Consider the following 13,716-nt stretch of genomic DNA (forward strand, 5'->3'; position numbering starts at 1 on the left):
GGGGCCGGGTGTGCCAGTAACCTCTCACATCATCGCAACGTCTCAGAACAACATTCATTATTATATAGAAAAAATGGGCGTATTGCAAGCATATTTAAAAAAAACATTTAAACTAATCTTTTCTTATGAAAAGCGTTCGTTTATTGCAGTGTTTTTTCTCTTATATTCAAGCTGCCTAGCCAATCATTCTATAGTATAAATAGTGTTCACTTTTACGAGACGAAGGTTCCGAACATTTACATAATAAAAGAGTTCTTTATCCGATGTCGGATAAAGAACTCTTCCGAAGCTTCGTTACAGTACAATGTTACTCGTTCCAGTACACTGTTGCATATGCTTTATTCAGCGTAAAGCTGAATTATTTTTGAATAGATGCTACGGAACCGGCACCTACTGTACGTCCACCTTCACGAATGGAGAACTTAGTTCCTTCTTCAATCGCGATTGGGGAGATCAGGGAAACAGTAACCGTGATGTTGTCACCAGGCATTACCATTTCAGTACCCTCTGGCAAGTTGATGATACCAGTTACGTCAGTTGTACGGAAGTAGAACTGTGGACGGTATCCAGTGAAGAAAGGCTTGTGACGGCCACCCTCTTCTTTAGTCAAAACGTAGATTTGTGCAGTGAATTCTGTGTGTGGTTTAACAGAACCTGGCTTTGCCAGTACTTGACCACGCTCGATTTGAGTACGGTCAACACCACGCAACAATGCACCGATGTTATCACCCGCTTGAGCGGAATCCAACAATTTACGGAACATCTCAACGCCCGTAACTACGGATTTTTTAGTTTCTTCAGTGATACCAACGATTTCGATCTCTTCGCCGACTTTAACAGTACCACGCTCTACACGACCAGTAGCTACTGTACCACGGCCAGTGATGGAGAATACGTCCTCGACAGGCATCAAGAAAGGCTTGTCAGTTTGACGCTCAGGAAGCGGGATGTAAGTATCGATTTCTTTGAACATGTCAACGATTTTTTGAGCCCACTCACCAGTAGGGTTTTGCAGAGCTTCACGAGCGGATCCACGAGTGATTGGAGTATCATCACCTGGGAACTCATATTCGTTAAGAAGGTCACGAACTTCCATCTCAACCAATTCCAACAACTCTTCGTCTTCAACCATGTCACATTTGTTCAAGAATACAACAATGTAAGGTACGCCTACTTGACGGGAGAGCAAGATGTGCTCACGAGTTTGTGGCATTGGGCCGTCAGCTGCGGATACTACCAAGATAGCTCCGTCCATTTGTGCCGCGCCAGTGATCATGTTTTTAACATAGTCGGCGTGACCTGGGCAGTCTACGTGAGCGTAGTGACGAGTGTCAGTTTCGTACTCAACGTGTGCTGTGGAGATAGTGATACCGCGCTCGCGCTCTTCTGGAGCTTTGTCGATTTGGTCGAATGCTACAGCAGCACCACCGTAAGTTGTTGACAATACAGTTGTGATTGCAGCAGTCAGAGTTGTTTTACCGTGATCGACGTGACCGATAGTACCGATGTTAACGTGGGGTTTATTACGTTCGTATTTAGCCTTTGCCATTTGAACGTGGCCTCCTTAAAATTATAATTTATGTTTTCACTGAATGAAGTGCTCCGAAATGAATTCTTATGCACTTGCATCCAGTGTGAGAAAACTACTCGGTGCCTTTTGTTTTGGCAACGATTTCTTCAGCGATGCTCTTAGGAACTTCTTCATAGTGAGAGAGTTCCATGGAGAACACGCCGCGTCCTTGAGTACCAGAACGAAGAGTTGTAGAGTAACCAAACATTTCAGACAAAGGTACCTTAGCACGGATGATTTGAGCTCCACTACGGGAATCCATACCTTCGATGCGGCCACGACGGGAGTTCAACATTCCCATTACGTCACCCATGTACTCTTCTGGAACGGTTACTTCTACTTTCATGATTGGCTCAAGCAGAACTGGACTACATTTGTCTTTCGCTGCTTTCAGCGCCATAGATCCGGCAATTTTAAATGCCATCTCGTTGGAATCGACATCATGGTAAGATCCGTCTACGATAGTAGCCTTAACGTCTACAAGCGGGAAGCCTGCAATAACGCCGTTTTTCATTTGCTCTTCAATCCCTGACAGTGCAGGTTGAATGTATTCTCTTGGTACGGAACCACCGACAATCTTACTTTCGAACTGACTGCCTGTACCCGGCTCGAGAGGTTCGAATTCAACCCATACGTGACCGTATTGACCACGACCACCGGATTGACGTACGAATTTACCTTCAACGCGCGCTGGAGCACGGAATGTTTCACGGTAAGCTACTTGTGGTTTACCCACAGTAGTTTCCACCTTGAACTCACGACGCATACGGTCGATGATGATGTCAAGGTGAAGCTCACCCATACCTGCCAAGATTGTTTGGCCTGTTTCTTCGTCAGTGTGAGCACGAAGAGTTGGATCCTCTTCTGTCAACTTACCGAGAGCAACACCCATTTTATCTTGGTCAGCTTTGGTTTTAGGTTCAACGGCGATTTCGATAACCGGATCAGGGAAGTTCATTGACTCCAAGATTACCGGGTTTTTCTCATCACATAGTGTATCACCTGTGCCCGTATCTTTCAAACCTACTGCAGCTGCAATGTCACCGGAGTAAACTTCAGTGATCTCTTGACGGCTGTTCGCGTGCATTTGAAGGATACGACCGATACGCTCACGTTTGTTTTTAGTTGCATTCAATACATATGAACCGGATTGAAGAATACCGGAGTATACGCGGAAGAATGTCAATTTACCAACGTAAGGGTCAGTCATGATTTTGAATGCCAGTGCAGAGAATGGCTCTTCATCAGAGGACTTACGAACTGCTTCAGTTCCATCTTCAAGATGACCAGTGATTGATGGTACATCTATTGGAGCTGGCAAGTAGTCGATAACAGCATCCAACATCAGTTGAACACCTTTGTTACGGTATGAAGAACCACAGATAACTGGGAAAATCTTAACTTCTACTACACCTTTACGGAGAGCGGCTTTGATCTCATCAATTGTGATCTCTTCGCCTTCCAGGTATTTCATAGTCAAATCTTCGTCAAGTTCAGCAACGCGCTCAATCAACTCGTTGCGAAGTTCTTCAACTTGATCTGCAAATTCTGCAGGGATTTCGGTTTCTTCGATATCTTGTCCCAGGTCATCTTTGTACATATGAGCCTTTTGAGCAACGATATCAATGATACCTTTGAAATCATTTTCAGCGCCGATTGGAAGTTGAATCGCAACAGCGTTCGCTTGAAGGCGATCACGCATGTCAGATACAACGTTCAGGAAGTCAGCACCGATGATATCCATTTTGTTTACATATGCGATACGAGGTACGCCGTACTTGTCAGCCTGTCTCCATACGGTTTCGGACTGAGGCTCAACGCCTTCTTTCGCACTGAATACACCAACTGCTCCGTCCAATACACGAAGGGAACGTTCAACTTCAACAGTGAAGTCAACGTGTCCCGGGGTATCAATGATATTAACGCGGTGACCCTTCCAAGCAGCGGTAGTTGCAGCGGAAGTAATCGTAATTCCGCGCTCCTGTTCTTGCTCCATCCAGTCCATTGTCGCAGCGCCTTCGTGAACTTCACCGATTTTGTGCGTACGGCCTGTGTAGAACAAGATCCGCTCAGTTGTCGTGGTTTTACCCGCATCAATATGAGCCATAATCCCGATATTACGTGTATTTTTCAAGGAGAACTCTCTAGCCATGAAATGGGTCTCCCTTCAAAATTGAAGTTATTTTTTATGAACTGAATCCTACCAACGGTAGTGAGCAAACGCTTTGTTCGCTTCAGCCATTTTGTGCGTATCTTCACGTTTTTTAACGGAAGCGCCTGTGTTGTTGGAAGCGTCGATGATCTCAGCCGCCAAACGCTCTTCCATCGTTTTCTCACCGCGGTTGCGGGAGTAGTTTACGAGCCAACGTAATCCCAGAGCAGTACGTCTCTCTGGTTTAACCTCGATTGGTACTTGGTAGTTGGCACCGCCGACACGGCGAGCTTTAACTTCCAGGACTGGCATGATATTCTTGATAGCTGTCTCAAATACTTCCATCGGGTCATTACCCGTGCGTTCTTGAATCAACTTGAACGCATTATACAGAATGCTTTGAGCAACACCGCGTTTTCCGTCGAGCATGATGCGGTTGATCAAACGAGTAACCAACTTGGAGTTGTATACCGGATCTGGCAACACGTCTCTTTTTGTAACTGGACCTTTGCGTGGCATGGATATCCCCCTTTCTTTCTTGTTCAGCAGATCCTGCACCTTCCAGACCTAAGCCAGAAGGCTTCAGGATAATCTACTTATATTAGTTTAAGCTTTTTTAGCTTTTGGACGCTTAGCACCGTATTTAGAACGAGCTTGCATACGGTTGTTAACGCCTGCAGTATCGAGAGCTCCACGAACGATGTGATAACGAACCCCTGCAAGGTCTTTTACTTTACCTCCGCGGATCAATACCACACTGTGCTCTTGAAGGTTATGTCCGATTCCCGGGATATAAGCAGTTACCTCGAGACGGTTCGTCAAACGAACACGGGCATATTTACGAAGTGCAGAGTTCGGTTTACGTGGAGTCATTGTACCTACACGAGTGCAGACACCACGTTTTTGTGGGGCACTGATGTTAGTGGATTCACGTTTCAAAGCGTTGAATCCTTTTTGCAAAGCTGGTGATTTTGACTTATCAACTTTAGCTTGACGTCCTTTACGAACCAGTTGGTTAATAGTTGGCATGTGATTGCCACCCCCTTCCTCAATTATTCATGTTTCTTTATAAACCTCTTTTAGCTAAGTCCACAGACCCAGGCGGTTCATAAAAAGACAAATGAAAAGTTTTTGCCTTGGAGAATCACTAAAAGTTCTCGGACAAAAACGTTCCTTACGTTATGATTTTACGACTGCAGCCATTGCTGCCCCTACTCCAATCCCGCAAGCTTTGCCAAGATTTTTCATTGTGTCCACTTTCGTGTACTTTACATTGTGTTGTTCACACAAAGCAATGATTTTGGAAGTAAGCTGCGGATCACTATCTTCAGCCACATAGACTTCGGAAGCCATACCTGTCTGAACCATCCGCGTGGTCTGTTTGGTACCTATCTTGACATGAGCATCTTGCAAGCCTTTTTCATTAGACATTGTTCATTCCTCCGAATAGGACTAAATACAATCATCTACTCACGCACCTTTGATATATTAGCATCTAGAACAAACATTGTCAATGCTATTACCAAAACATTTTATCAAAAGTTTACGTACATCAGGAACGTCCATCTGTATCAAACAGGCGTCCGCTCACTGACGTACAAAACCTTCAATCCTCTTCAAATGAAGAGCAATCTATTAATCAACCGAAACTGGCTCAAGTTCTTCTACTGAAGATTGGCCATCTTCTGGCTCGGCAAATTTGATGCTACGATAACGGTTCATACCGGTACCAGCAGGAATCAGTTTACCGATGATTACATTCTCTTTCAGACCGAGCAACTGATCGACTTTACCTTTGATCGCTGCATCTGTCAGGACACGAGTAGTTTCTTGGAACGACGCCGCCGAGAGGAAGGAGTCAGTTTCCAGGGATGCTTTCGTAATACCGAGCAAGATTGGTTTTGCAACCGCAGGCTCTTTATCACTAAGAATCGCTGTTTTGTTGGCTCTTTCATACTCATGCGTATCCACGAATGACCCTGGCAAGAGTGTCGTATCTCCCGCATCAACGATACGGATTTTACGCAACATTTGACGGATCATAACTTCAACGTGTTTGTCGTTGATTTCTACGCCCTGGTTACGATATACGCGTTGTACTTCCTGCAAAATGTAGTTTTGTACACCACGTACACCTTTGATGCGTAGCATTTCTTTTGGATCGATGGAACCATCTGTCAACTCATCGCCTGCTTCAATTTCCATGCCTTCGCTTACGCGCACACGGGAACCGTAAGTAACAGAGTAGACTTTGGACTCCGCTTCACCTTGGATTTCGATTTCACGACGGTCTTTCGCTTCGCGAATCTCTTTAACCACACCATCAATCTCACTGATCGTTGCTTGACCTTTAGGATTACGAGCTTCAAACAACTCTTGGATACGCGGCAAACCTTGCGTGATATCGTCTCCGGCTACACCGCCGGTATGGAACGTACGCATTGTAAGCTGTGTTCCTGGCTCACCAATGGATTGTGCTGCGATAATACCAACTGCTTCACCAATCTCCACGTGTTTACCAGTCGCCAAGTTACGACCGTAACACTTCTTGCAGACACCATGACGAGCACGGCAGCTGAGTACAGAACGGATTTGCAATTTAGTTACGCCTGCTTTGATGATTGCTTCTGCTTTGTCAGAATCAATCAATTCATTACGGTGCGCAATGATTTCTTTTGTTTCCGGATGACGAACAGTTTCGAAGCAATATCTACCTTCAATACGATCGTAGAGATCCTCGATAACCTCTTTACCATCCTGGATACGGCTTACCGTGAAGCCTTTATCTGTTCCACAATCATCTTCACGAACAATCACATCTTGCGCAACGTCTACGAGACGACGAGTCAGGTAACCTGAGTCAGCTGTACGTAGCGCCGTATCGGCCAAACCTTTACGCGCACCGTGAGTTGAGATGAAGTACTCGAGTACCGTCAGACCTTCACGGAAGTTCGATTTGATTGGGAGTTCGATAATTCGACCGGATGGGTTGGCCATCAGACCACGCATACCGCCCAATTGAGTGATTTGCGATTTGTTACCCCGCGCTTTGGAGTCAACCATCATCATGATGGAGTTGTAACGATCCATGGACTTCATCAAGATTTCAGTGATGTCGTCTTTAGATTTTGACCAAATATCAATGATACGGTCATAGCGCTCTTCGTTTGTAATCAAACCACGACGGTATTGATTCGTAACGATTTGTGCTTTTTCCTCAGACTGTCTAAGAATCTCGAACTTCTCAGGCGGAACGATAACGTCCGACACCGCAACGGTAATACCAGCACGAGTAGAGTATGTGAATCCGAGTTGTTTGATTTTATCCAAGATAACGGCTGTTTCCGTTGTGTGATAAATTTCAAAGCAACGTGCAATGATGGATCCGAGATATTCTTTGCCGACGCCACCAGCCAAAGGAGCATTCATGATAGCTTCTTTGAGGTCTGCACCTTTCTCATATACGAATGAGTGATCGGCAGTACCTTGATAAAGGTTTGCACGAGTTGCATCATTGATATAAGGGAAGGTTGCCGGGAAAATTTCGTTAAAGATAATTTTACCGATCGTCGTCAGCAACATGCCCTCTTGTTGCTCTTCCGTGAAGCTTGTTTTACCAAGCGCCTTAACTGGAATAGCTACACGAGCATGCAGTCCAGCAGTACCACGTTGGTAAGCCGATACAGCCTCATTAACAGTACGCAGGATCATACCTGTGCCCTTTTCTTCCTTGTTGTCCATAGTGAGGTAGTAAGAACCAAGCACCATATCCTGGGAAGGAGTAACAACCGGTTTACCGTCTTTCGGGTTCAAAATGTTACCTGATGCAAGCATCAGGATACGCGCTTCCGCTTGAGCTTCAGCGGACAATGGAACGTGCACGGCCATTTGGTCACCGTCAAAGTCGGCGTTGTACGCCGTACATACTAGCGGGTGAAGACGAATTGCTTTACCTTCAACGAGAATCGGTTCAAATGCTTGAATACCGAGACGGTGAAGCGTAGGGGCACGGTTAAGCAGAACCGGATGCTCCTTAATAACTTCTTCAAGAACATCCCAAACTTCAGGACTTACACGCTCAACTTTACGTTTAGCGCTCTTGATGTTGTGGGCAAGCCCTTTATTTACAAGCTCCTTCATTACGAAAGGCTTGAACAATTCAAGTGCCATATCTTTTGGCAGACCACACTGATACATTTTCAGGTAAGGTCCAACAACGATAACGGAACGACCAGAATAGTCAACACGTTTACCGAGCAAGTTTTGACGGAAACGGCCTTGTTTACCTTTCAGCATGTGGCTGAGAGATTTCAAAGGACGGTTACCAGGACCTGTTACAGGGCGACCACGACGACCATTATCGATCAATGCGTCAACAGCTTCCTGCAGCATCCGTTTTTCATTTTGCACGATAATATCTGGCGCGCCCAGATCAAGCAGACGTTTCAGACGGTTGTTCCGGTTAATTACACGGCGGTACAAGTCATTCAGGTCAGACGTAGCAAAACGTCCACCATCCAGCTGTACCATAGGACGAAGTTCCGGCGGAATCACAGGAAGTACATCCATGATCATCCACTCAGGCTTATTACCAGAGTTACGGAAAGCTTCGATAACTTCCAAACGTTTAATTGCACGGTTACGGCGTTGTCCTTGTGCAGTACGGAGCTCTTCTTTCAAGAAATCAAGCTCTTTATCTACATCAAGATCTTGAAGCAATTTTTTAACTGCTTCTGCACCCATACCAGCTTGGAAACCATATCCGTATTTTTCACGGTAGCTGCGGTATTCTTTTTCGGACAACAGCTGTTTTTTCTCCAGTGGAGTTTCTCCTGGATCAGTTACTACATATGATGCAAAATAAATAATCTCCTCGAGAGATCTTGGAGACATATCCAAAGCGAGACCCATACGGCTCGGAATGCCTTTGAAGTACCAAATGTGTGATACCGGAGCAGCAAGCTCGATATGACCCATCCGTTCACGACGAACTTTCGCACGTGTTACTTCAACGCCACAACGATCACAGACAACGCCTTTATAACGGACGCGTTTGTATTTACCGCAATGACATTCCCAGTCCTTTGTAGGGCCAAAAATCTTTTCGCAGAACAGCCCTTCTTTTTCCGGTTTCAACGTACGATAGTTGATCGTTTCCGGTTTTTTCACTTCTCCGCGGGACCAAGAACGAATTTTTTCTGGGGAAGCAAGCCCGATCTTCATGTATTCGAAATTGTTGACGTCCAACAAGGAGCAACCCTCCTTAACCAAGTCCTGTATTCTAGGTTACGCCCCCTCCGGCCGAAGCCGGAGCAAGACGCGAGCCTGATGAAAAACGCCGGTCATCATGCGCCCGAAGCGGTTACTCCGCTCCGACCTCTGTACCCTCAAGGTTGAGGCTGAGCTTATCGCTCGCAGCGTCATCTTCATCGTCCATTTCTTTCATTTCAATCTCTTGCTCATCTTCACTCAAAATCTTAACGTCCATACCTAAGCTTTGCAGCTCTTTGATCAATACTTTGAATGACTCAGGAACACCTGGTTCCGGAACATTCTCACCTTTGACGATGGATTCATACGTTTTCACCCGACCAACAACATCATCGGACTTAACAGTCAAGATTTCTTGCAAGGTATAAGCTGCACCATAAGCCTCAAGCGCCCATACTTCCATCTCACCGAAACGTTGTCCACCGAATTGGGCTTTACCACCCAATGGCTGTTGCGTAACGAGAGAGTAAGGGCCTGTGGAACGGGCATGGATTTTATCATCAACCATGTGTGCCAGCTTGATCATGTGCATGACACCAACGGTAACTTCACGTTCAAACTCTTCACCTGTACGACCATCATACAGGACAGTTTTACCATTACGTTGCATTCCTGCTTCTTCCATCGTATCGAAGACGTCATACTCCTTCGCTCCGTCGAATACAGGAGTTGCTACGTGGATCCCGAGCTGCATTGCTGCCATACCCAAGTGAACTTCGAGTACTTGACCGATGTTCATCCGGGAAGGTACGCCCAGTGGGTTAAGAACGATCTGAACAGGTGTACCATCCGGCAAGAAAGGCATATCTTCTTCCGGTAGGATACGAGCCACGACCCCTTTGTTACCGTGACGTCCGGCCATTTTATCACCCTCGGAGATTTTCCGTTTTTGGGCAATATACACACGAACGAGTTGGTTAACACCTGGAGGTAACTCATCACCGTTCTCACGCGTGAACACTTTAACGTCTACTACGATTCCGTCCGTACCGTGAGGCACACGCAGGGAAGTATCACGTACTTCACGTGCTTTCTCACCAAAGATTGCATGCAAGAGACGTTCTTCAGCTGTCAGCTCAGTTACACCTTTTGGTGTTACTTTACCAACTAGAATGTCGCCAGCACTGATCTCAGCACCGATTCGGATGATACCACGCTCATCAAGGTTACGCAGCGCTTCTTCCCCAACGTTCGGGATATCACGTGTAATCTCTTCAGGTCCGAGCTTCGTATCACGCGCTTCTGACTCATATTCCTCGATATGGATGGATGTATACACATCTTCCTTAACGAGTTTTTCACTGAGCAAAATCGCATCCTCGTAGTTGTAACCTTCCCAAGTCATGAAGGCAACGACAACGTTACGTCCTAGAGCCAATTCACCCATTTCCGTTGAAGGACCATCTGCAAGGATGTCGCCAGCTTTGACAACAGCACCTCTTTTGACGATCGGACGTTGGTTAATGCATGTTCCTTGGTTCGAACGCATAAATTTGTGTAATTTATATTTAACAATATCGCCTTTGACTTCTTGGCCATCTACTTCTTCCAAACGACGGAGCCAGATCTCGTTCGCAGAAGAACGTTCGATAATCCCGTCATATTTGGAGACAATACATACACCAGAATCTTTTGCGGCTTTATGTTCCATACCTGTTCCGACAAGCGGAGCTTTAGGAATCAAGAGTGGAACGGCTTGCCGCTGCATGTTCGATCCCATAAGCGCACGGTTGGAGTCATCGTTCTCAAGGAACGGGATGAGCGCTGTAGCGACGGATACAACCTGCTTAGGAGATACGTCCATGTAGTCAACTCGCTCACTCGGCATCGTAAGGATGTTATCCGACTGCTTGTTGTAACGTACAATGATCGCTTCTTCAGCAAATGTTCCATCTTCATTCAGCTTCGCGTTCGCTTGAGCGACAACATAGTTGTCCTCTTCGTCTGCTGTCAGGTAATCGATCTGCTCAGTTACAACACCTGTCTTCGGATCTACCCAACGATATGGAGCTTCAATGAAACCATATTCGTTTACACGAGCAAACGTAGACAAGGAGTTGATCAAACCAATGTTCGGTCCCTCTGGTGTCTCGATCGGACACATCCGGCCATAGTGGGATGGATGCACGTCACGGACTTCCATGCCGGCACGCTCACGCGTCAAACCACCTGGTCCGAGTGCGGACAGACGACGTTTATGCGTCAACTCACCCAGTGGGTTCGTTTGATCCATAAACTGTGACAATTGAGAGCTACCGAAGAACTCTTTAATTGATGCGATAACAGGACGTATGTTAATCAAAGCCTGAGGCGTGATTACGTTAGCATCCTGAATGGACATTCTCTCACGAACAACACGTTCCATACGAGACAAACCGATACGGAACTGATTCTGCAAGAGTTCACCTACTGAACGCAGACGACGGTTACCCAGGTGATCGATATCATCTGTGCTACCGATGCCGTGCAGTAGATTAATGAAGTAACTGATTGATGAAATGATATCTGCCGGTGTGATGTTCTTAACTGATTTGTCAATGTTAGCATTGGCAATCAATTTAACAACTTTACCGTCTTCAATCGGTGAGAACACATCAATGGTTTGCATCGGGATATCATTGGCATCCAAAACGCCGTTCGCCACATGATATGTGCGGAAACCAACGCTTTTCTCTAGGTACGGCATGATCTCGTCGAGCAAACGACGGTCGACCATTTGACCTGCTTCAGCAATGATTTCACCAGTTTCGGTATCAACCAAAGACTCAGCTAAGCGTTGGTTGAACAAGCGATTTTTGATGTGAAGTTTTTTGTTGATTTTGTAACGACCTACATTAGCCAGGTCATAACGTTTTGGATCAAAGAAACGCGCTACGAGCAAGCTCTTCGCATTATCAAGCGTAGGTGGCTCACCCGGACGAAGACGCTCATAGATTTCAATCAGCGCTTTCTCCGTGGAATCCGTGTTGTCTTTATCCAGTGTGTTGCGGATATATTCGTCATTACCGAGCAGATCCAAAATCTCAGCGTCTGTGCCAAAACCAAGTGCACGTAGGAGAACCGTCACCGGTATTTTACGTGTGCGGTCGATCCGGACATAAACAACGTCCTTCGCGTCCATCTCCAGTTCGAGCCAAGCGCCGCGGTTAGGAATAACTGTCGCGGTATACGTCTTTTTGGCATTCTTATCTACTTTAGTGCTGAAGTAAACGCTAGGAGAGCGAACCAACTGGCTGACAATAACCCGTTCCGCACCATTAATAATAAATGTGCCAGTATCGGTCATCAGCGGGAAATCTCCCATGAATACTTCCTGCTCCTTGACTTCGCCGGTTTCCTTATTAATGAGCCGGACTTTGACCCGAAGTGGTGCTGCATAAGTAACGTCACGCTCTTTAGCGTCGTCTACTGTATACTTCGGTTCTCCGAGACTGTAATCGATAAATTCCAAAATCAAATTTCCTGTAAAATCCTGGATCGGCGAGATATCCTGGAACATTTCGCGCAACCCTTCCTCCAAAAACCAATCATAGGATTTTTGTTGGATTTCAATCAGGTTCGGAACTTCGAGTATCTCGTTAATTCGTGCATAACTGCGCCGAGTGCGTCGACCATATTGAACAAGATGTCCTGCCAACTTAAACTCACCCCTCAATGTCTACTCACTTTAAAAATTTCGTTGCGAACCTCTGTTTGTAACCTTATAATGGTACACATACAGAGCAAAGCAATGCATCCACAAATAAAGAAAAGCCCTTACTCGAAATGTCGTTCGAAAAAAGAGCAACTTTGATCGGCGGATGTCTTCCAAAACATTCTTATCCCCAGTTTGCCCAAAATGTACATATTATACGCCAAACGTTGGCATAATAAGCCCGTTCGGCGTAAAAAAAGGTTGACATTTTTAGTTAGCTAAAGCCAAGTAGGGCATCTTAATACTGACATTTTACAATAATACCACGACCTGAATTTCAAGTCAATAGTCCTATTGCAAAAAAAATGCTCCCCTGCTTACTTTACAAATCGGGAATCAGCCTTCAGCGACTTCTTCCGTTTTCACCGCTTTGAAAATTCGGTAGCCTTTATCCTTTGTGACTTCCTCTACTCTTCCAAACAAAGTCTCTAACTTCGATTTTGCCGAAGGAGCTCCTTGCTTCTTCTGAATGACGATCCACAACGAACCACCAACCTTCAAATGACGATGAGCCTGTTCAAATATAGTATGAACCGTTTCTTTCCCAGCCCGTATAGGGGGATTGGTTAGAATAACATCAAAGTCTTCCTTTTCCACTCCAGCCAGTAGATTACTTTGCATGACGGTAACATTGTTAATTCCATTCGCTTTTGCATTTTCCTTGGAAAGTTCAACAGCTCTCTCGTTGATATCAATCATGGTGACATGCCCATCCGGTACAAGCTTCGCTGCTGTAAGACCCATCGGTCCGTATCCGCAACCCACATCAAGAACGTGAGCTCCTGTCGGAATCTCCATCACATCAATTAATACTCTGCTGCCATAATCAATTCCGTTTTTGGAAAATACACCAGCGTCTGTCACGAACCGCAGACTAAATCCACGAAGCATCGTTTCAGTCGCCTTCCGATCATGCGCTACTTGCGGTTTGTCCGAATAATAATGATTGGACATGTCCTCACTCACTTTCCATTTGCAATTACAGCAACAAACCCCTTGATATAAGTCAAGGGGTTTGTTGTTTTGTTC

At 45.6% G+C, this 13,716-nt stretch carries 8 protein-coding genes; all 8 read right to left on the reverse strand.

Annotated features, from left to right (window positions below; all coding sequences use genetic code 11):
- Positions 1–358: 358 nt before the first annotated feature.
- Positions 359–1,549 (reverse strand): elongation factor Tu, encoded by a 1,191-nt coding sequence (gene tuf, locus V6W81_RS25650; protein ID WP_145053340.1) that lies wholly within the window; start codon positions 1,547–1,549, stop codon positions 359–361.
- Between the two features lie 94 nt (positions 1,550–1,643).
- The gene (fusA, locus tag V6W81_RS25655; protein WP_145053342.1) at positions 1,644–3,722 is read right to left on the reverse strand and encodes an elongation factor G; all 2,079 of its coding nucleotides are present in this window, start codon (positions 3,720–3,722) and stop codon (positions 1,644–1,646) included.
- A gap of 48 nt (positions 3,723–3,770) precedes the next feature.
- A complete protein-coding gene (gene rpsG, locus V6W81_RS25660) occupies positions 3,771–4,241 on the reverse strand; it encodes a 30S ribosomal protein S7 (protein ID WP_056697679.1) in 471 nt (156 codons plus the stop codon).
- Positions 4,242–4,328: 87 nt separating this feature from the next.
- Positions 4,329–4,751, reverse strand: coding sequence for a 30S ribosomal protein S12 (gene rpsL / locus V6W81_RS25665; protein ID WP_056697677.1), 423 nt, complete (start codon positions 4,749–4,751; stop codon positions 4,329–4,331).
- 150 nt (positions 4,752–4,901) lie between these two features.
- Positions 4,902–5,153: a ribosomal L7Ae/L30e/S12e/Gadd45 family protein gene (locus tag V6W81_RS25670; RefSeq protein WP_128103679.1), complete on the reverse strand. Its 252-nt coding sequence runs from the start codon at positions 5,151–5,153 to the stop codon at positions 4,902–4,904.
- Positions 5,154–5,357: 204 nt separating this feature from the next.
- Positions 5,358–8,972, reverse strand: a complete 3,615-nt coding sequence (rpoC, locus tag V6W81_RS25675; RefSeq protein ID WP_145053346.1) for a DNA-directed RNA polymerase subunit beta' — start codon at positions 8,970–8,972, stop codon at positions 5,358–5,360.
- Positions 8,973–9,084: 112 nt separating this feature from the next.
- Positions 9,085–12,630, reverse strand: coding sequence for a DNA-directed RNA polymerase subunit beta (gene rpoB / locus V6W81_RS25680; protein WP_145053348.1), 3,546 nt, complete (start codon positions 12,628–12,630; stop codon positions 9,085–9,087).
- Positions 12,631–13,023: 393 nt separating this feature from the next.
- Positions 13,024–13,641 (reverse strand): class I SAM-dependent methyltransferase, encoded by a 618-nt coding sequence (locus tag V6W81_RS25685; RefSeq protein WP_145053350.1) that lies wholly within the window; start codon positions 13,639–13,641, stop codon positions 13,024–13,026.
- Positions 13,642–13,716 lie beyond the last annotated feature (75 nt).

The sequence above is a fragment of the Paenibacillus tundrae genome, from assembly GCF_036884255.1.
GTDB lineage: Bacteria > Bacillota > Bacilli > Paenibacillales > Paenibacillaceae > Paenibacillus.